This window comes from Azospirillum sp. UFLA03-27 (assembly GCF_059803775.1).
This window is the reverse complement of the sequence record NZ_JAUQTX010000067.1, coordinates 1-18096: the sequence shown is the minus strand read 5'-3', so window position 1 is coordinate 18096 and position 18096 is coordinate 1. Positions and strand designations below refer to the sequence as shown.

Genomic DNA, 18096 nt, shown 5'->3' with positions numbered 1-18096 from the left:
CGTCAGCGCAAACTTCGTTTGCGCGTGAGCGGAGGGGAGAGGGGGACATCAGGGAGACTCAGTGTTGCCTCACACTGCCTTGACCAGCGCGTGACGCTTCTTGCCGGCGCTCAGCTTGATGACGCCGTCGGCGTTCAGATCGGCGGCGGTGGCCTTGGCGGCCTCGTCGGGGATGGCGGCGTCGTTCATCTTCGCGCCGGCGCCCTTGATGAGGCGGCGCGCCTCGCCCTTCGACGCGGCCAGCCCGGCGGAGACCAGCAGATCCACGACCGCGACGCCGGCCTCAAGCTCGGCGCGGGGCACGTCGATGGTCGGCAGGCCCTCGGCGGCGGCGCCCTGCTCGAAGGTGCGGCGGGCGGTCTCGGCGGCCTCCAGGGCGGCCTCCTCGCCGTGGGCGAGCCTGGTCACCTCGTGGGCGAGGATCTTCTTGGCCTCGTTGATGCCGGCGCCTTCGAGAGCCTCCAACCGCGCCACCTCGTCCAGCGGCAGTTCGGTGTAGAGGCGCAGGAAGCGGCCGACGTCGGCGTCTTCGGTGTTGCGCCAGTACTGCCAGAAATCATAGGCGCTGAGCTTGTCGGCGGTCAGCCACACGGCCCCTGCGGCGGTCTTGCCCATCTTGGCGCCCGACGAGGTGGTCAGCAGCGGGGTGGTCAGGCCGAACAGCTCCGCCCCGTCAGTGCGGCGGCCCAGCTCGACGCCGTTGATGATGTTGCCCCACTGGTCCGACCCGCCCATCTGGAGCATGCACTTCTCGCGCCGGAACAGCTCCACGAAATCATAGGCCTGGAGAATCATGTAGTTGAATTCCAGGAAGGTCAGCGGCTGCTCACGGTCCAGCCGCAGCTTGACCGATTCGAAGGTCATCATGCGGTTGATCGTGAAGTGCCGGCCGATGTCGCGGAGCAGCGGGATGTATTTCAGCTCGTCCAGCCAGTCCGCGTTGTTGACCATCACCGCGTCGGTCGGACCGTCGCCAAAGGACAGGTAGCGCCCGAAGATGCGCTTGATGCCCGCCATGTTGGCGTTGATGGCCTCGTCGGTCAGGAGCTGGCGCGCCTCGTCCTTGCCGGAGGGATCGCCGATCTTGGTCGTCCCGCCGCCCATCAGGACAATCGGCTTGTGGCCGGTCTTCTGCAGCCAGCGCAGCATCATGATCGGCAGCAGGCTGCCCACATGCAGGCTGTCCGCTGTGCAGTCGAAGCCGATGTAGGCGATGATCGGCCCCTTCGCCGCGCGCTCGTCGAGCCCGGCGAGGTCGGTGCACTGGTGGATGAAGCCGCGTTCCTGCAGCGTGCGGAGGAAATCCGATGTCAGCGTCGTCATGGCCGCGATCCGGCTGTCGTGGTAGGGTCCAGGGTCGCGTCTGTTAGCATGGAACGCGCGGCCCCACAATTCTCGGGGCTGACTCGACATGGGATTGGGGTAAGGAATGCAGACGGTCGTCGGGCTGATGAGCGGCACCTCCATGGACGGGATCGACGCAGCGCTGGTCCGCACCGACGGCGAGCGCCGGGTGGAGCCGCTGGCCTTCGTCACCATCCCCTACGAGGACGGCTTCCGCGCCGAGCTGCGCTCCTGTCTCGGCGGCAAGGGACCGGTGGAGGCGGTCGAGCGCGCCCTGACCGATGCCCACGCCGACGCCGTGCGCCGCCTGCTGGCCGAGGCCGGGACGGAAGCGGCCGCGGTGGACCTGATCGGCTTCCACGGCCAGACGATTTTCCACGACCCGGCGCAGCGCCGCACTTGGCAGATCGGCGACGGCGCGCGGCTGGCGCGGGCGACCGGCATCGCCGTGGTCAACGACTTCCGCACGGCGGACGTGGCGGCGGGCGGGCAGGGCGCCCCGCTGGTGCCGCTGTTCCACCGCGCGCTGGCCGACGCCCTGCCGCGCCCGCTGGCCGTGCTGAACATCGGCGGCGTCGCCAACGTCACCTGGATCGGCGCGGGTGAAGACGCGGTCATCGCCTGCGACACCGGGCCGGGCAACGCGCTGGTCGATGACTGGGTCCTGTCCGGCCAGGGCGCCCGCTACGATTCCGGCGGGGCGCTGGCGGCGCGGGGCAACGTGGATGAGGGCGCCTTGGCGGCGCTGCTCGCCCATCCCTATTTTGACCTGCCGGCGCCGAAGTCGCTGGACCGCGACGCCTTCGACCCGGCGCCCGTCCGTGGCTTGTCCTTGGAGGATGGGGCGGCGACCCTGACCGCCTTCACCGCCGCGTCGGTCGCCCGCATCGTCCCGCATCTGCCGGAGGCGCCGGTGCGTTGGCTGGTCTGCGGCGGCGGGCGGCACAACGCGACGCTGATGGGCATGCTGGCCGACCGGCTGGGCGTGCCGGTCGATCCGGTGGAGGCGGTGCGCTGGAACGGCGACGCGCTGGAGGCCGAAGCCTTCGCCTATCTGGCGGTGCGCAGCCGCAAGGGCCTGCCGCTCAGCCTGCCGGCCACGACCGGCGTGCCCCGGCCGATGACCGGCGGGCGCTTCCACCCGGTGTGACGCCGGAAGTTACGGGCGCGGGCGGCTGTTGTCGGTGCAGTTGTCGGCGTGCTTGCACCAGTTCCCGAAGGTGCTGGCGATTTGGGCGTTGCTGCAGCCGGACAGCAGGAGCGCCGCGAGGCCGGCGAGGATGGTGAGGCGAAAGGTCCTCGCGACGGTCATTTTCCGGTCACTCCGCCACGGCGGCGACGGGGTTGCCCATCGCGCGGTCCAGATAGTCGTCCACTTGCACAGCCAAATCGTCGCTGCGGTTGGCGAAGAAATGGTTGGCGCCGGGGACCACGCGGTGGTCAATGCGGATGTCCTTCTGGTGCGACAGTTTGGTCACCAGCTTGTTCACCGCCGCCCCCGGAACCAACTCGTCCTTGTCGCCGTGGATGATCAGGCCGGAGGACGGGCAGGGCGCCAGGAAGGAGAAGTCGAACAGGTTGGCCGGCGGCGAGACGGACACGAAGCCGTCGATCTCCGGGCGGCGCATCAGAAGCTGCATGCCGATCCACGCCCCGAAGGAGACCCCGGCGATCCAGCAGACCGGGGCGTTGGGGTTGTGGGTCTGCAGCCAGTCCAGCGCTGCCGCCGCGTCGGCCAGTTCCCCTTCGCCCTTGTCGTAGGTGCCCTGGCTGCGGCCAACCCCGCGGAAATTGAAGCGCAGGGCGGAGTAGCCGCGCTTCGTGAAGGACTGGAACAGGGTGAAGACCACCTTGTTGTTCATGGTCCCGTTGTGATGCGGGTGCGGATGCAGCAGCAAGGCCATCGGCGCGTTGGGGATCGTGCCGTGTGTGTAGCGCCCTTCCAGACGTCCGGCCGGACCGTTGATCATCACTTCAGGCATGGGAACGGCGATCCTGACGCGAATATAAGGTGATCCGGACCACCGGCGGAGCGGTGAGCGGACGCCACGGCAAGCGGACGTGGTTGCCCATGGACAAGCATGGATTTTTCGCACACAATTCTTGACCGTTTTGCTTGGTCATCATATATGCGTCGATGCGTCCTTCCTGGGCAACCCGCGCGACCGGCGAGGCACGGGTCGAGGGCTCTTGCGAAAGATCACCTCTTCCAGCAAGAGGGCGGACTATACCACGGCGGGTGTTCCGGTGTTCAAGCATCTTCGCGAAGAGATCGACGGTATCATGGCCCGCGACCCGGCCGCGCGGTCACGGGCCGAGGTCGCGTTGTGCTATCCGGGCTTCCACGCCATCGTCATGCACCGCGTCGCGCGCTATTGCTGGGACCGTCGCTGGCACCTGATGGCCCGAGCCGTCTCGCAGATCGCCCGCGCCCTGACCGGAATCGAGATCCATCCGGGGGCGACCATCGGGCGCCGCTTCTTCATCGACCACGGCATGGGCGTCGTCATCGGCGAGACCGCCGAGATCGGCGACGACGTGATGCTCTATCACGGGGTTACGCTGGGTGGCACCTCGCTGAACCAGGGCAAGCGCCACCCCACGCTGGAAAGCGGCGTGATCGTCGGCGCGGGGGCCAAGGTGCTGGGTGCCATCACCATCGGGCGCGACGCCCGCGTCGGGGCCAACGCCGTGGTGGTGGCGGACGTGGCGCCGGGCATCGCGGTGGTCGGCATCCCGGCCAAGGCGGTGGTGACCCGCGACCGCGTCGAGACGCAGAAGTTCATGCCCTACGGCACGCCCTGCGGCGACATCCCCGATCCGGTGGCACGCGCGTTGAACGGCCTGCTCGATCAGGTGTCAACCCTGCGCCGGCGCGTCGAGGAACTGGAATCAGAGCGCGGCGACGCGCATAATTCATCCGTATACGAAACATCAGGCGTTCCCAACGGGAGCGCCCGGACCGACAATGGGGTGCGCGAGCCGGTGTCCGTGGACAGCGGTCCGGCGGCGTCCTGTTGAACCAAACACAAACACGAGGCTTGGCGTCGATCCGCTGAACGGTCGGGCCGGGGTGAAGGAAGGGTAAGGAGGGTAAAATGAGACTCAGCACCAAGGGACGCTATGCCGTCATGGCTATGGTCGATCTTGCTGCCACCAGCCAGGGGAGCCCCGTCGCCCTTGCCGACATCGCCGACCGGCAGGAGATTTCGCTCTCCTATCTGGAGCAGCTGTTCGCCAAGCTGCGCAAGGGCGGTCTGGTCAAGAGCGTGCGCGGCCCCGGCGGCGGTTACCTGCTGGCCCATCCGGCGGACGCGACCCGCGTGTCCGACATCATCCTGGCGGTGGACGAGCCGATCCGCACGACCCGTTGCGCCAACGGCACGCCGCAGGGCTGCCGGACCAACCGCTCGCGCTGCCTGACCCACGACCTGTGGGAGGAGCTGGGCAACCAGATCCACATGTATCTCAGCTCGGTCACCGTGGCCGACGTGGTGGAGCGGCGGATCATCGGCACCAGCAGCCTGACCATCCGCGGCCCGCAGTCGGCGGACGAGGGTGCTGCGGTTGCAGCGGAGTAAGGGGCGGAGTAAGGGAGCGCCCTCCGGCCCTTCGTTCCGATGACCCGCGTCTATCTCGACCACAACGCCTCGGCGCCTCTGAAGCCGGCGGTGAAGTCGGCGATGATCCAGGCCATGGATCTCGCCGGCAATCCGTCGTCGGTGCACGGCTTCGGCCGCAAGGCTCGCCGCGCGGTGGAGGAGGCGCGTGCCCAGGTCGCCGCCCTGGCCGGGGTGCGGCCCGCCCAGGTCTTTTTCACCGGCAGCGGGACGGAAGCCAACAATCTGGCGCTGCGCGGCTTTCCGGGCCGGGCGGTGGTCACCTCCGCCATCGAGCATGATTCGGTGCTGGAGGCGGTTCCCGGCGCCGCCCGCGTTCCGGTGGATCGCCACGGCGTCGCCGACCTCGCCGCGCTCGACCACCTGCTCGCCGAGGTGAACGGCCCGGCGCTGATCTCCCTGATGCTCGCCAACAACGAGACCGGCGTGATCCAGCCGGTGGCCGAGGCGGCGCGGATCGCCCGCACCCATGGCGCGCTGCTCCACTGCGACGCCGTTCAGGCCGCCGGGCGGTTGCCTCTCGACCTCGGGGCGCTTGGTGCCGACCTGCTGACCCTGTCGGCCCACAAGATTGGCGGCCCCGCCGGTGTGGGCGCGCTGATCCTCGCCGACGGGCTGGAGCCGGAGGCGCTGATCCTCGGCGGCGGGCAGGAAAAGCGCCGCCGCGCCGGCACCGAGAACGTCGTCGGCATCGCCGGCTTCGGCGCCGCCGCCCGCCTCGCACGGGAGGAGCTTCCCGACAGCGCCCGCCTGACCGCCCTGCGCGACGCGCTGGAGGCGCTGGCGCTCGCCGCCGTTCCGGCCGCGCGGGTGATGGGGGCCGGCGCGGCGCGGGTCGGCAACACCAGCAACCTGCTGCTGCGCGGCGTGGCGGGGGAGACACAGGTGATGGCGCTGGACCTCGCCGGGGTGGCGGTCAGCGCCGGGTCGGCCTGCTCCAGCGGCAAGGTGAAGCCGTCCCACGTCCTGGCCGCCATGGGTGAGGGCGCCGGGGATGCCGCCTGCGCCATCCGGGTCAGCCTGGGCTGGGACAGCGACGGCGTGGCGGTGGAGCGTTTCGCCGCCGCCTACGCCGCGATGGCGGCAAGGCTGGCGCGTGCCCCTGCGGCGTAATCGCCTTCTCCATGACCTCCACCTCCCGCCGCGGGCCGTGTAAGGTTGCGTTGCGCCCCGCTTCTGGGTATCACCCGGCCGAAGGGACGGCAGCGACCCGCCGGCCTCGCGGCCGACCTGTGCAGCGTTTCAACGGACGGCAAGCATGACCACATCCGATTCCGGCCCGCCGCGCTTTCCCATGGGAGAGTCTCCCAAGGGCATCGCCGGAACCATCGACGGCGATCTGGAGCCGTGCTGGCTGTGCGGCCGTTCGGTCGCGGCGCGCGCGATGTTCTGCCATTCCTGCGGGGCGGTGCAGGCGCCGCGTCCACTCGACCATTTCACCCGGCTGGGTCTGGAGCGCCGCTTCGACATCGAGCCGGAGGCGCTGGCCCGCCAGCACGCCGGTTTCTCCCGCGCCATGGACCCCGAGCGCTTCGCGGCGCGCGGCGCGCAGCAGCAGGCCAACGCCCGCGCCCAGGCCGACGCGCTGGGCGAAGCCTATGGGACGCTGCGCGACCCGGTGCGCCGCGCCCGCTATCTGCTGGACCTGTTGAACTCCCCCGCCGCCGCGTTGACCGCGGAGGAGGACGAGGAGGTGACGGCACTGGCGGACCGGCTGAACGGCGCCCCGGACGTCGCCGCGGTGGACCGGCTGGCGCAGGACATCGGGCAGCGCGTGGAAAGTTGCATCAAGTATCTTGCCATTGCCTTCCGCAACGGGCAGACCGACAACGCCGCGCGCATCCTCGCGCGGCTGGAGCGGTTGGAGGTGCTGGCGGCCGAATCCCGGACGCGGCGTTCCGGCCTTGCCCCGAAATCACCCTAACCATCGCCACCGCACACCGACGCCTTTGTTCAGGAGAGCACCCCAATGCCCAAGATGACCTTCATCGAGCCGAACGGCACCCGCCACGAGGTGGACGCCCCGCTCGGCCTGTCCGTGCTCGAGGTCGCGCACAAGCATGGCCTGGACCTGGAAGGCGCCTGCGAGGGCTCGCTCGCCTGCTCGACCTGCCACGTCATCGTGGAGCCGGAGTGGTTCGACGTGCTGAACGAGGCCTCGGAGGACGAGGAGGATATGCTCGACCTCGCCTTCGGCCTGACCAAGACCTCGCGCCTGGGCTGCCAGATCATCATCAGCGAGGAACTGGACGGTCTGGCCGTGCGCCTTCCCGGCGGCACCAACAACGCCATGCGCTGACGTACCGCCGCGGCGCCTTCCGGGGACGCCGCGGTCTGCACCCGCCACCGGGGAACCGGTGCGCCAGCCCGCTCGCGGGCGCGGTGCCCCCGGTTCTCCGGTGGTGAATTTTTTTGGAACCAGCCCATATAGGGCGCCATGATCTCCTACGCCAACTCCCTCGGCATCGCCAAGCGTCCCCAGGACACCCGCGTGGTCGTCGCCATGTCCGGCGGCGTCGATTCCTCCGTCACCGCCGCCGTTCTGCGGGAGGAGGGCTACGACGTGGTCGGCATCACGCTGCAACTTTACGACCACGGCATCGCCCTGCAGAAGCCGGGCGCCTGCTGCGCCGGGCAGGACATCTACGACGCCCGCCAAGTGGCCGATCGCATCGGCATCCCGCATTATGTGCTGGATTACGAGGGCAAGTTCTCCCAGGACGTGATCGACGACTTCGCCGACACCTATCTGCGCGGCGAGACGCCGATCCCCTGCGTGCGCTGCAACCAGCGGGTCAAGTTCCGCGACCTGCTGAACACCGCCCGCGACCTCGGCGCCGACGCCCTGGCGACCGGCCATTACGTGCGCCGCGTCCAGGGGGCGGCGGGAGCGGAACTGCACCGCGCCATCGATCCCGGACGCGACCAGAGCTACTTTCTGTTCGCCACGACGCGCGAGCAGCTGGAGTTCCTGCGCTTCCCGCTGGGCGGCCTGACGAAGCCGGAGACCCGCGCCCTGGCCGAGCGCCACGGGCTGGAGGTGGCGGCCAAGCCGGACAGCCAGGACATCTGCTTTGTCCCCAACGGCTCCTACGCCGACGTGGTGGCCAAGCTGCGCCCCGGCTCGGTCGAGCCCGGCGACATCGTCCACGTCGACGGGCGCGTCCTGGGCCGCCACCGCGGCGTGGTCCACTACACGGTGGGCCAGCGCAAGGGATTGGGCATCGGCGGCATCCGGGGCGAGGAAGAGCCGCTGTTCGTCGTGCGCCTGGAGCCCGGCCAGCGCCGCGTCGTCGTCGGCCCGCGCCGCGAGCTGGCGCGCAGCGTGGTGACGATCCGTGAGGTCAACTGGCTCGGCCCCGCCCTTGCCCCCGGCGAGGGGCTGGAGGTCGAGGTGAAGCTCCGCTCCGCCCAGCCGCCGGCCCCGGCGGTGTGGCGGCTGGGTGCGGACGGCACCGCGCAGGCCGAACTGCACGAGCCGCAATACGGCGTGGCGCCCGGCCAAGCCTGCGTCGTCTACCAGGACGACCGGGTGCTTGGCGGCGGCTGGATTGCCGGAACGGGGGCCTGACGAAAACTTCGCAAAAAGTGAAATTTCAGCGTTGACACCCCGGCCCCCCTGGAATACATAAGCGGCCCCGGCACGAACCGCAGCGGCCAACACCGAAACGGACCGCGCCGGGAGATGATGGTAAGCACGATGGCAGCGTAGCTCAGTGGTAGAGCAGGGGAATCATAATCCCTTGGTCGGGGGTTCAAATCCCTCCGCTGCTACCATCACGAAAGCCCGTCAAGTCTTCGACTTGGCGGGCTTTTTCTTTGGCCGACGTGGGGTAGGCGCGCTTCCCCTCAATCCTCCGTCAGCGCGTGGGCCATGGCGTCCTGCAACGGCGCCAGCACATAGTCGATGGCTCGGCGCTGGCCGGTCGCGATCAGCACGTCGGCTGGCATGCCCGGATGCAGGGCTGCCGAGCCGATGCGCTCCAGCGCGCCGGGCACGGGGCGGATGCGGGCCACGAAGTAGGGGGCGTGGGTCGTTGGGTCGGTCAGGCGGTCGGCGGAGACGTCGACGACGGTGGCGTCGATCGGGGGCGTGCGGCGGGGCTTGAAGGCGCTGAGGCGCACCTGCGCGGTCTGGCCGGCCTTCACCACGTCGATGTCCAGCGGGTCGATGCGCGCCTCGATGGTCGGCAGGCCGCTGTCGGGGACAATGTCCATCAGCGGCTCGCCCGGCTTCACCACGCCGCCCACGGTGAAGACGGTCAGCCCGACCACGCGGCCCGGAACCGGGGCGCGGATCTCCGTGCGCTCCACCGCGTCGCGGGCGGCCTTCAGGCGGGCGGCGGTCTGGTCCAGGGCGTTCTGCGCCTCCTCCATCTCGGCGGCGATGTCGGACCGGCGGGCCGTCTCCTTGGCATGGAGCTGGGTGTCGGCGACCGTCACCGCCTGCTCGGCCAGCAGGGCGCGAGCGTGGGATTGATCGCGGGTGCCGGCCAGGTCGGCCATGGCCCGCTTCAACGACAGAACCCGCAGCTTGCGCTCCAGCCCCTTGTTGAAGAGGTCGAGCACGCCGGCCAACTCCTCCTCGATGAAGACGATCTGCTCCGCCGCCGCGCGCTCCTGGGCGCGGTGAGCGGTCACCTCGCGCTCGGCCTGCAGGCGCTGTTCGCGCAGCACGGCCATGTCACCGTCATGGCGGGTCCAGCGGGAGGCGAACAGTTGCTGCTGCACGGCCAGGGCGCGCCGGGCGGCGGCGCTTCCATCCACCAGCTCCGCCGGTACGGAGAAAGCGCGCTGCCCGGCGTATTCGGCGCGCAGGCGGGCCATGCGGACCAGGGCGGCGGCCTGTTCGGTGGACAGCTCCTCCAGGGTGGCGCGGCTTTGCGTCCCTTCCAGGCGGAGCAGGGTCTGGCCTGCGGCCACCGTGTCGCCGTCGCGCACCGCCAGCTCGGCGACGATGCCGCCCTCCAGATGCTGGATGGTCTTGCGGTTGCCGTCCACCACCACCGTGCCCGGCGCGTGGGCGGCGCTGTCCAGCGGGGCCAGGAAGCCCCAGCCGAGCCCGGCGCCCAGCGCCAGGGCAATCACCGCGCAGCCTGCCCGCACCGCTCCGCCGATGGAGGGCTCGGCGCGGCGCGGTTTCGCCGGAATGGTGCTTCGGCCCAGCAGCGTTTCGGTCGTGGTCATCGTGAACTCTCCAATCAGGGGGTGGCGGCAGCGGCGACCGGCTGCGGGGTGGCGGTACCCAGCCGCCGGACCATCTCGGCCCGCGTCGCGGTCTGGTCGATCATGCCGTCGCGCAGCACGACGATGCGGTCCACCGCGTCGAGGACGCAGCGGCGGTGGGCGATCACCACCACCGCGGCGCCGCCGGCCTTGGCCTCGGCGATGGCGCGCAGCAGCGCCGCCTCGCCGGCCTGGTCCAGGTTCGCGTTGGGCTCGTCGAGAACGAGCAGGCGGGGATCGCCGTAGAGGGCGCGGGCGAGCGCGATGCGCTGCCTCTGCCCGCCGGAAAGCAGGGCGCCGCCTTCGCCGATCGCCGTCCGGTAACCGTCGGGGAGGCGGCCGATCATCTCGTGCACGCCGGCCCGCCGCGCCGCCGCGGTGACCAACGCAGGGTCGGGCTCGCCCAGCCGGGCGATGGCGTCCTCCACGGTGTCGCCGAGCAGGCCGACGCCCTGCGGCAGATAGCCGACATGCCGCCCGCAGTCGTCGCGGTGCCAGCGCCACACATTGTGGCCGTCGAGATAGACGCCGCCCTGGGTCGGCTCCAGCACGCCGACCAGCAGCCGGGCCAGCGTGGACTTGCCCGCCGCCGAGGGGCCGACGATGCCCACCGCCTCGCCCGGCTCCACCGAGAAGGAGAGGCCGCGGAGCGTCGGACGGTCCGACCCCGGCGGAACGTAAGTCACGCGGTCCAGCAGCAGGGAACCGCTGGGGCGGGGCAGGGGAGCGCCCGGCGTGGGAGCCGCGTCCGCCGTGAACAGGCCGCGCAGCCGGCGCAGGCTCTCGCGGGCCGAGGACCAGTTGCGCCAGGAGTCGATCAATTGCTCGAAGGGCGCCAGCGCGCGGCCCATCAGGATGGAGGCGGCCAGCATGCTGCCCGGTGATACCTGCCGGTCCAGCACCAGCATCGTGCCGGCGGCGAGGATCGCCACTTGGGCGGTCATCCGGCAGACCTTGGCGAGCGAGGCGACGGACTGCGCCCGTGCCGCGGTCTGGTTGACCAGCCGCAGATGATCGTCCTCAACCGCCTGCCAGCGGCGGCGCAGGTTGCCCATCATGCCCATGGCGGCGACGGCCTCCACGCCGTGCGATGCCGCTTCGACCTCGGCGCCGTGGCGGCACAGGGCGCGGTTGGCTTCCGCGGCGCCCGGCATGGTCAGCATCCGGCCGAGCAGGCTCACCCCGACCAGACAGAGGATGCTTCCACCGCAGACGAGGCCGTAGAGCGGGTGGATCAGCGTCAGGAAAAGCAGGAAGACGAGGCTGAGCGCGGCATCGAGCGGTGCCGTGAGGCTCGGCCCGGACAGGAACTGGCGCAGTTCGTTGAGGTCGCGCAGCGCCTGGGCCGGGCGGCTGGCGCCGCCTCGCAGCAGGCCGCCCATAGACGCCTCCAGCGCGTCCATGGTCAGGCTGCGCGCCGCCAGATGCCCCATGGCCTGGGTCAGCCGTCCGCGGATCGCCTCGACCAGCCCGAACACGGCAAAGCAGCCCAGCGCCAGCAGCGACAGGGCCACCAAAGTCTCCACGCTGCGGCTGCCCAGCACGCGGTCGTAGACCTGCATCGTGTAGAGCGGCATCGCCAGCTGGATGAGGGCGAGAAAGACGCTGAACCCGGCGGCGGCGGCGAGGCCGGTGGCGATGCGCCGGCGGATCGCGCGCAGGGCCGGCGGGTGGTCAGAGGGGCCGGCGGATGGGCTGCGGCGGGATTCCCGTGCGGCCATGGGAGGGGCGCTCCTGTCGTCCGGAGAAGGGAAAGGGGCGCGCCGGGAAGGACGGCGCGCCCGGGACCTCGGTCAGGCGGATCAGTAGAAGGAGATGTCGCCCATCGGGTTGTCGCCCTTCACGATCAGGTCGTGATAGCCGGTGTCGTTCGCCGCGTTCCACGTGACGACGTAATTGCCGTCCTTCTGCCAGATGCTGTATTGGCCGTCGGCGGGCGCGCTGGTCGAGCCGGCGTAGCTGTAGCTGCCCTTCAGCCAGATCTGGTCCTCGTCCTTGAAGTCGGTGATGGTGTCGGCGTTGCCGGCGTAGATGTCGCCGCTGTCCTTCGTCTCGAAGAAGAACCAGTCGGCCCCGGCCCCGCCGGTCATCTGGTCCTTGCCCATGCCGCCGTAGAGGTCGTCGAAAGTGTCGCCGCCGCTCAGCGTGTCGTCGCCGTCGCCGCCGTAGAGCTTGTCGTACCCGCTCTCGCCATAGAGCTGGTCGTTGCCGCTGCCGCCGTAGAGCGTGTCGGTGCCGTAATAGCCCATCAGCAGGTCGTTGCCCGACTCGCCGTAGAGCACGTCGTTGCCGTTCCAGCCGTCCAGCGTGTCGTTGCCGGACCAGCCGAGGATGGTGTCGTTGCCGTCGTAACCCTGCACGTAGTCATTGCTGACGCCGTACTTGATCATGTCGAGATAGTCGGCGTTGTTGGTGCCATAGACGTTTGCCATTGATGCGTTTCCTTCGGATCAGGGGATTGTGCCATGCAGGGGGAGGTGCTTCATTCGGCTTTCTTCTTGCCGGTTCGCTTTGAAGACCTCGCCCTTGCACAGCCATTCTTCCCGGATCGGGCATCCGGCACTGTTGTCCACTTCACAGTTTTGAACAGGAGAGAAAAAGCGCTGCGGTCAGCGCCGCCGGTGCAGGATCATCCCGCCATGGCGCAGCACCCCGTCGATGAAGTCGCCGTCGGCGGTGAAGCCGGTGTCGTCCCAATAGTCGATGTGGTCGCCGGTGACCCGATAGCGGCCCTGGTACGCCTTCTCCCGGTTGCCCCGCGCCTCGACGTAGCGGTTGTTGGGGAGAAGCTCGTGGCGGACACGGCCATCCTCGGTCACCCACAGGCCGACATAGGGGTGATCCGCTTGCTGCACTTCAGGTCGGTCGGCGGTCTGGGCCAGTGCCTTGCGGTCGGGCAGGGCCTCGGCGCCGGAGGCGAGCAGGGCGGCGGTCAGGGTGGCGGTCCGGGCGAACGCGCGCGTCATGGCGTGCCTCCTTGCGCCGACGGGCGGCGCTCGGCGAACAGCTCCGACAGGGTGCGTGCGGCGGAGATCGCGCGGGGGAAGCCCGCCGGGACCGTCACCATGTATATGATCTCCTTCAGCTCGTCCTCGGAGACGCCGGCGTTGAGCGCATAGCCGGCGTGGATCTTCATGAAAGCCGTCTCGCCGATGGCGGCGAAGGCGGCGACCGCCGCCAACTGGCGGGTTCGCGTGTCCAGCCCTGGCCGCGACCAGACGTCGCCCAGCGCGTAGGCCTCGGTGGCCTCCGCCAGGAAGGGGAACTCCTCGCGCATCCGCTCCAGGGTGGGCTGGGGCTGGCCGTTGTTCAGGCTGCGGACTACCTCGCCGCCGCGCTTGGCGCGTTCCTCGGTCGTCAGGGCGGCGGCTGGCATCGCCGGAACCGTGGCGAGCAGACCCGCCGCGACGAGGGTGCGCAGGCGGGCGGGGGGACGGGTGAGGGTGTCGGTGCCGTGGGTCATGCTTGGCCTCCTCAATGGTGGGCTCAGTGGCTGGCTGTGGGACGGACCACGATCTCGTTGGTGTCCACGTCGTCCGGCTGCTCGATGGCGTGCAGGATGGCCCGCCCGATGGCGTCCGGCTTGATGGAGACGGCGCGGTAGCTGCGCATCAGCTCTTCGGCCTCCGGGTCGGTGATGGTGTGGGCCAGCTCCGATTCCACGACGCCGGGGCAGACGCAGGTGACGCGCAGCCGCTCGTTCTCCTGGCGCAGCCCGTCGGAAATGGCCCGCACCGCGTATTTCGTCGCGCAGTAGACGGCGGCGGTCGGCGAGACGGCGAGTGCCCCGATGGAGGCGATGTTGATGATCTGGCCGAAGCCCTGGCCGTTCATGACCGGCAGCACCGCGGCGATGCCGTAGAGGACGCCGCGGATGTTCACGTCGATCATGCGGTCCCATTCCTCGACCTTCAGCGAGGCCATGGGGGACAGCGGCATGACCCCGGCGTTGTTGACCAGCACGTCGATGCGCCCGAACCGCTCCTGCGCGAAGGCTGCGAAGGCCGCCATGTCCTCGCGGCTCGTCACGTCCAGCGCGCGGACCTCGGCGGTCCCGCCCGCGGCCCGGATGTCGGCAGCCAGGGATTTCAGCCGGTCCGTCCGGCGGGCGCCGAGCACCAGCTTCGCCCCGGCGGCGCCGAGGACGCGGGCGGTGCCCTCGCCGATGCCGCTGGACGCGCCGGTGATGAGGATCGTCTTGTCGGTGATCGCGGTCATGTCGTGCTCCCTTCCGTCGATCGTTGCGGTGACGGAGAAAAGCTATGATTCGGCTGCCGATAGTTCGAGTTGCCAATCGTGAACGAGCTGGTTAGCTTCTCTAACCAATGAGCGACCACTTCGAAGGCATGGCGGCGTTTCTGGCGGTGGCCGAGACGCTCAATTTCCGCCGGGCGTCCGAGCGCCTGGGTGTCACCCGCTCCGCTGTCAGCCAAGCGGTCCGCCGGCTGGAGGACCGCATCGGCGTGCCGCTTCTCCAGAGGACGACGCGCAGCGTCCGGCTGACCGACGCGGGCGCGCATCTGTTCGCCGCGACGCGGCCGGCGCTGGCGGAAATCGGCACGGCGCTGGAGGTCATCGCCTCGGCGCATGGGGAGCCCGGGGGGACGCTGCGGCTGGCCGTCTCGTCCATCGCGGAAAGCATCCTGGAGGGGGAGGCGCTGGCTGGCTTTCTGGCCGCCTACCCGTCGGTCGGCATCGACATCCTGGTGACCGACGAGGAGTTCGACATCGTCGCGGCGGGTTTCGATGCGGGTGTCCGGCTGGGCGAGGCCATCGAGCAGGACATGATCGCGGTCCCGGTCTCCGCGCCGCAGCGGCAACTGGTGGTAGCCTCACCGGCCTATCTGGAGCGGGAGGGACGGCCCGCCCATCCGCGTGACCTGCTCGCCCACCGCTGCATCGGCTGGCGTCCTGCCCCGGACGTGGCGCCCTACCGCTGGGAGTTCACCGAGGATGGCCGCGACTTCGACATCGCGGTGAATCCGCGTGTCGCGACCAACGACATGGGGATGATGGTCCGGTTGGCCCTGGCCGGCGCCGGGCTTACCTGCGGCATGGAGGAGACCTTCCAGCCCCATCTGGAGCGAGGCGCGCTGGTGGCCGTCCTGGAGGCGTTCTGCCCGCCCTTCGCCGGCTTCCACCTCTACTATCCAAGCCGCCGGACGGTGCCACCGCGGCTGCGCGTCCTCATCGACCATCTGCGGGCGCGGAACGGTGTGTCGCCGAGAGCGTCACGTCTGGGGTAAGTCGAGGCGTTACCGTGGCATCAGCGCGAAAACGCCCCAACCCAGATGGTCCCGCGTGTGGGTGGCGTAGCGCACCGGTTCCGAAGTCAGTTTGGCTCGAACCTCCTCCGCGAAGTCATCGCCGGGATTGGCGTCCAGCCAGCGGCGCATGGTCAGCCATTTGGCCGCCTCGTAGCGATCCCAGCCGTCCTGGTCGGCCAGAACCATCTCGACGACGTCGCAGCCAAGGCGGCCGAAGGATGCGAGAAGCTCCGGGAGCGTGAGGAAATCGGCGATGGCGTTGGCGAGGCACCCCTTGGCAATCTCCTCCGTCGGCGGCATCCGCCTCCAGTAGGGCTCGCCGACGAGGATGATCCCTCCGGCGCGCAGGCTGCGGGCCAGAAGCTCGACCGTGCCGACGACACCACCGGCAATCCAGGTGGCACCGACACAGGCGGCCACATCGACTTTCTCGTCGGAAACGTATCCGGCGGCATCGCCATGGATGAACGTGACACGATCGGCGACCCCGAGTTCGACGGCACGGAGCTTCGCGTGCTCGGTGAACAACCGGCTCATGTCGATGCCAGTGCCGACGATGCCATGATCGCGTGCCCAGCTGCACAGCATCTCCCCCGAACCGCTGCCGAGATCGAGCACCCGGGCTCCGGACTCCAACCGCAGCGCCGCGCCGAGCGTGGCGAGCTTTTCCGGTGTGATCGGGTTGTGAATGCGGTGGGCGCTTTCACTGATGGTGAATATTCGAGGAATGTCCACTTTGGGAGACGTCCTTGAACGGATGCTGGGAGTGGACGGACTCGCCCTGGGGACGAAGGCGGCGGTCCAGCGAGTGAAGGTGGTGGAGCGATGGCTGCGCGGAATTGCAGGATAACCTGCGGGGCGCGTCTCAACAAGTTCTCACCAAGGTTGTGCCAAGCTCCGCGCTTGAACGGGCCTGCGTTTCCGGAGACCGCCCTCACAGCTTGCGGCTGGCATCCCAACGTATGGCTACCTGGAAACGGAAACGACGGGTGCCGGAACCCTGAGGCCCCGGCACCCGCCTTCTTTTCTGGAATGCGCTCCGGCTCCGGCGTCTCAGCCGAACCATTATCAAGAATTCATGATCGCCCCTGTGTTTAAAATTGCAATATATTACAATTCATGGCGTATTAATGCATTGCAAATTATTAAAATCTTGGAAGTTGTGACGCGAAACAGTCGTGATTTTATTGTCATGTTCTGTGCGTCAAAGAGCATAACGCTAGAAAAGTAGCGAAGTAGGAAATTGTGTCAGCAAGCACTGCGCCCTGTTGCTACTGATCGCATGTCGCTGAGGTGCATCGGTGATAGGGGAGGCGGCCAATCATCCACGGTCAGATTTTCCTCCTCCTGCGCACGGAGGCACCAAGCCATTTGCTGCATTTGCCGAGAGGATTTGGGAAATCCTCGTGATGAATGGACACGTCCCGGGGGGCGCCTGTTTCCGCTCCAGGACTATGGTTGCCGGCAGGAGTTGCGGGTCCGCTCCCGCAGCTCCCGACAGTCACGGGTCCATGACGTCGCCCAGCGTGGCGGCGAGGTCGCCGGGCTCCACCGGCTTGTGCAGCAGGCGGCAACCGATGGAGCGCGCCTCGCGCAGCCGCTCCGGCGCCGTGTCGCCGGTGATGATGACCACTGGCACATCCCAGCGGCTCCGTACAAGCTCGGCCACCTTGCGGCCGGTCTGGCCGCCGGGCAGGCGATGGTCGGCCAGCACCACATGGGGGCGGTTGCGCATCCGGGGCAGGCGGGCAGCCAACTCCTCCGCCGAGCCGACGGCCGTCACCTGGACGCCCCAGCGTTTCAGCAGCATGGTCATGGCATGGCGTACCCGTTCGTCGTCCTCCACCAGCAGCACCCGTCGGCCCCTCATCCGGTCCGTCGGTGATGCCGTCGCCGCCGCGCTGGTGGCGGCGACGGCCATGGCGCGCGCGGCAGCGGTCAGGCGGCGGTCGGGTTCGGGGGAGAGGACAGCGCGCGGAACGGTCACCGTGAAGACCGTGCCCCGCCCGACCTGCGACCGCAGGTCCAGCGTCAGGCCGAGCAGCCGCGCCGTTCGGGCCACCAGCGGCAAGCCGAGACCGAAGCCCTTGGCCGCGCTGCGCTCCGGGTTGTCAAGCTGGTGGAACTCCTCGAAGATGGCGGCGCGGGCGTCGGGGGGAATGCCCCGCCCGTCGTCCCACACCTGAAACTCCAGCGCATCGGGGCGACGTCGACAGCCCAGAAGAACACGCCGTCCGTTTCCCCCGCCGTGACGGATGGCGTTGGACAGCAGATGGGTCAGTATGCGTTCCAGCAGCCGTGGGTCGGTCCGCACCGCCACGCCGCAGGGGTGGACGTGCAGGCTCGTCCCCTCGGACGTTGCGCTCTCCCGGAACTCCTGAGCCAGGCGGCGCATCAGCGCGTCGGGTCTGAATTCCGTGACCACGACGTCCACCGCGCCGGCTTCCAGCCGGGCAAGGTCCAGAAGGCCGCTCAGCATACCGCCCAGGCTGTCGATGGAAGCCTGGAGCAGGTCCGCCGCCTCTCTGGCCGAGGGGTTGGAGCCCACGGCGCCTCGCAGAATGTGGGCATAGAGCGCTGCCGCCTGGATCGGCTGGCGCTGTCTCTTATACACATCTCCGAGCCCACGAGACTATAAC

At 69.2% G+C, this 18096-nt stretch carries 19 protein-coding genes and 1 tRNA gene; 9 read left to right on the top strand and 11 right to left on the bottom strand.

The features are described from left to right. Positions 1 to 69: 69 nt before the first annotated feature. Positions 70 to 1323: a tyrosine--tRNA ligase gene (gene tyrS / locus Q4I23_RS12700; RefSeq protein ID WP_498526460.1), complete on the bottom strand. Its 1254-nt coding sequence runs from the start codon at positions 1321 to 1323 to the stop codon at positions 70 to 72. 106 nt (positions 1324 to 1429) lie between these two features. On the opposite strand from tyrS, the gene Q4I23_RS12695 reads away from it, so the two are divergent. Beyond that, a complete protein-coding gene (locus Q4I23_RS12695; RefSeq protein WP_454017967.1) occupies positions 1430 to 2494 on the top strand; it encodes an anhydro-N-acetylmuramic acid kinase in 1065 nt (354 codons plus the stop codon). Positions 2495 to 2503: 9 nt separating this feature from the next. Here Q4I23_RS12695 and Q4I23_RS12690 read toward each other — a convergent pair whose 3' ends face one another. Both Q4I23_RS12690 and Q4I23_RS12685 read right to left on the bottom strand, forming a co-directional pair. Further along, complete coding sequence (locus Q4I23_RS12690) at positions 2504 to 2656, bottom strand: hypothetical protein (RefSeq protein ID WP_454017968.1); 153 nt, start codon at positions 2654 to 2656, stop codon at positions 2504 to 2506. Positions 2657 to 2663: 7 nt separating this feature from the next. After that, positions 2664 to 3326: an alpha/beta hydrolase gene (locus Q4I23_RS12685; RefSeq protein WP_014239834.1), complete on the bottom strand. Its 663-nt coding sequence runs from the start codon at positions 3324 to 3326 to the stop codon at positions 2664 to 2666. Between the two features lie 265 nt (positions 3327 to 3591). Here Q4I23_RS12685 and cysE point away from each other — a divergent pair, with 265 nt between their 5' ends. The 7 genes from cysE to Q4I23_RS12650 all read left to right on the top strand — a co-directional run bounded on the left by cysE (position 3592) and on the right by Q4I23_RS12650 (position 8741). Further along, positions 3592 to 4365 (top strand): serine O-acetyltransferase, encoded by a 774-nt coding sequence (gene cysE, locus Q4I23_RS12680; protein WP_498526459.1) that lies wholly within the window; start codon positions 3592 to 3594, stop codon positions 4363 to 4365. Positions 4366 to 4442: 77 nt separating this feature from the next. Then, positions 4443 to 4925 (top strand): Rrf2 family transcriptional regulator, encoded by a 483-nt coding sequence (locus tag Q4I23_RS12675; RefSeq protein WP_498526458.1) that lies wholly within the window; start codon positions 4443 to 4445, stop codon positions 4923 to 4925. 39 nt (positions 4926 to 4964) lie between these two features. After that, positions 4965 to 6077, top strand: a complete 1113-nt coding sequence (locus Q4I23_RS12670) for a cysteine desulfurase family protein (protein WP_498526457.1) — start codon at positions 4965 to 4967, stop codon at positions 6075 to 6077. 145 nt (positions 6078 to 6222) lie between these two features. After that, entirely contained in the window at positions 6223 to 6888 is a 666-nt protein-coding gene (locus tag Q4I23_RS12665; RefSeq protein WP_498526456.1) for a molecular chaperone DnaJ, read from the top strand. Positions 6889 to 6933: 45 nt separating this feature from the next. Further along, positions 6934 to 7263, top strand: a complete 330-nt coding sequence (locus tag Q4I23_RS12660) for a ferredoxin family 2Fe-2S iron-sulfur cluster binding protein (protein WP_035672428.1) — start codon at positions 6934 to 6936, stop codon at positions 7261 to 7263. 138 nt (positions 7264 to 7401) lie between these two features. Continuing rightward, positions 7402 to 8535: a tRNA 2-thiouridine(34) synthase MnmA gene (gene mnmA / locus Q4I23_RS12655; protein ID WP_454017972.1), complete on the top strand. Its 1134-nt coding sequence runs from the start codon at positions 7402 to 7404 to the stop codon at positions 8533 to 8535. Positions 8536 to 8666: 131 nt separating this feature from the next. Continuing rightward, positions 8667 to 8741: transfer RNA gene (locus Q4I23_RS12650), tRNA-Met, on the top strand. A 72-nt stretch (positions 8742 to 8813) separates the two neighbouring features. On the opposite strand, the gene Q4I23_RS12645 is transcribed toward Q4I23_RS12650, so the two are convergent. The 6 genes from Q4I23_RS12645 to Q4I23_RS12620 form a co-directional block, all read right to left on the bottom strand. Beyond that, complete coding sequence (locus tag Q4I23_RS12645; RefSeq protein ID WP_498526455.1) at positions 8814 to 10151, bottom strand: HlyD family type I secretion periplasmic adaptor subunit; 1338 nt, start codon at positions 10149 to 10151, stop codon at positions 8814 to 8816. A 14-nt stretch (positions 10152 to 10165) separates the two neighbouring features. Next, a complete protein-coding gene (locus Q4I23_RS12640; RefSeq protein WP_498526454.1) occupies positions 10166 to 11911 on the bottom strand; it encodes a type I secretion system permease/ATPase in 1746 nt (581 codons plus the stop codon). Positions 11912 to 11992: 81 nt separating this feature from the next. Beyond that, a complete protein-coding gene (locus Q4I23_RS12635; RefSeq protein WP_498526453.1) occupies positions 11993 to 12622 on the bottom strand; it encodes a calcium-binding protein in 630 nt (209 codons plus the stop codon). Between the two features lie 177 nt (positions 12623 to 12799). Next, complete coding sequence (locus tag Q4I23_RS12630; protein ID WP_454017976.1) at positions 12800 to 13156, bottom strand: Atu4866 domain-containing protein; 357 nt, start codon at positions 13154 to 13156, stop codon at positions 12800 to 12802. Continuing rightward, positions 13153 to 13653 (bottom strand): carboxymuconolactone decarboxylase family protein, encoded by a 501-nt coding sequence (locus tag Q4I23_RS12625; protein ID WP_454017977.1) that lies wholly within the window; start codon positions 13651 to 13653, stop codon positions 13153 to 13155. The genes Q4I23_RS12630 and Q4I23_RS12625 overlap by 4 nt, the downstream gene beginning before the upstream one ends. Positions 13654 to 13676: 23 nt before the next feature. Next, positions 13677 to 14408, bottom strand: a complete 732-nt coding sequence (locus Q4I23_RS12620) for an SDR family oxidoreductase (protein WP_498526452.1) — start codon at positions 14406 to 14408, stop codon at positions 13677 to 13679. 107 nt (positions 14409 to 14515) lie between these two features. Here Q4I23_RS12620 and Q4I23_RS12615 point away from each other — a divergent pair, with 107 nt between their 5' ends. Next, entirely contained in the window at positions 14516 to 15436 is a 921-nt protein-coding gene (locus Q4I23_RS12615) for a LysR family transcriptional regulator (protein ID WP_498526451.1), read from the top strand. A 9-nt stretch (positions 15437 to 15445) separates the two neighbouring features. On the opposite strand, the gene Q4I23_RS12610 is transcribed toward Q4I23_RS12615, so the two are convergent. Both Q4I23_RS12610 and Q4I23_RS12605 read right to left on the bottom strand, forming a co-directional pair. Next, complete coding sequence (locus tag Q4I23_RS12610) at positions 15446 to 16192, bottom strand: SAM-dependent methyltransferase (protein WP_498526450.1); 747 nt, start codon at positions 16190 to 16192, stop codon at positions 15446 to 15448. 766 nt (positions 16193 to 16958) lie between these two features. Next, a complete protein-coding gene (locus Q4I23_RS12605; RefSeq protein WP_498526449.1) occupies positions 16959 to 18071 on the bottom strand; it encodes an ATP-binding response regulator in 1113 nt (370 codons plus the stop codon). Between the last annotated feature and the right edge of the window lie 25 nt (positions 18072 to 18096).

What these genes read in the sequence shown, in the direction of transcription:
- Q4I23_RS12630 (WP_454017976.1), bottom strand. Translation starts at nt 13,156, where the DNA reads ATGACGCGCGCGTTCGCCCGGACCGCCACCCTGACCGCCGCCCTGCTC.
- tyrS (WP_498526460.1), bottom strand. Translation starts at nt 1,323, where the DNA reads ATGACGACGCTGACATCGGATTTCCTCCGCACGCTGCAGGAACGCGGC.
- Q4I23_RS12620 (WP_498526452.1), bottom strand. Translation starts at nt 14,408, where the DNA reads ATGACCGCGATCACCGACAAGACGATCCTCATCACCGGCGCGTCCAGC.
- Q4I23_RS12695 (WP_454017967.1), top strand. Translation starts at nt 1,430, where the DNA reads ATGCAGACGGTCGTCGGGCTGATGAGCGGCACCTCCATGGACGGGATC.
- Q4I23_RS12640 (WP_498526454.1), bottom strand. Translation starts at nt 11,911, where the DNA reads ATGGCCGCACGGGAATCCCGCCGCAGCCCATCCGCCGGCCCCTCTGAC.
- Q4I23_RS12665 (WP_498526456.1), top strand. Translation starts at nt 6,223, where the DNA reads ATGACCACATCCGATTCCGGCCCGCCGCGCTTTCCCATGGGAGAGTCT.
- Q4I23_RS12685 (WP_014239834.1), bottom strand. Translation starts at nt 3,326, where the DNA reads ATGCCTGAAGTGATGATCAACGGTCCGGCCGGACGTCTGGAAGGGCGC.
- Q4I23_RS12615 (WP_498526451.1), top strand. Translation starts at nt 14,516, where the DNA reads ATGAGCGACCACTTCGAAGGCATGGCGGCGTTTCTGGCGGTGGCCGAG.
- Q4I23_RS12660 (WP_035672428.1), top strand. Translation starts at nt 6,934, where the DNA reads ATGCCCAAGATGACCTTCATCGAGCCGAACGGCACCCGCCACGAGGTG.
- mnmA (WP_454017972.1), top strand. Translation starts at nt 7,402, where the DNA reads ATGATCTCCTACGCCAACTCCCTCGGCATCGCCAAGCGTCCCCAGGAC.
- Q4I23_RS12645 (WP_498526455.1), bottom strand. Translation starts at nt 10,151, where the DNA reads ATGACCACGACCGAAACGCTGCTGGGCCGAAGCACCATTCCGGCGAAA.
- Q4I23_RS12635 (WP_498526453.1), bottom strand. Translation starts at nt 12,622, where the DNA reads ATGGCAAACGTCTATGGCACCAACAACGCCGACTATCTCGACATGATC.
- Q4I23_RS12690 (WP_454017968.1), bottom strand. Translation starts at nt 2,656, where the DNA reads ATGACCGTCGCGAGGACCTTTCGCCTCACCATCCTCGCCGGCCTCGCG.
- Q4I23_RS12675 (WP_498526458.1), top strand. Translation starts at nt 4,443, where the DNA reads ATGAGACTCAGCACCAAGGGACGCTATGCCGTCATGGCTATGGTCGAT.
- Q4I23_RS12625 (WP_454017977.1), bottom strand. Translation starts at nt 13,653, where the DNA reads ATGACCCACGGCACCGACACCCTCACCCGTCCCCCCGCCCGCCTGCGC.
- Q4I23_RS12670 (WP_498526457.1), top strand. Translation starts at nt 4,965, where the DNA reads ATGACCCGCGTCTATCTCGACCACAACGCCTCGGCGCCTCTGAAGCCG.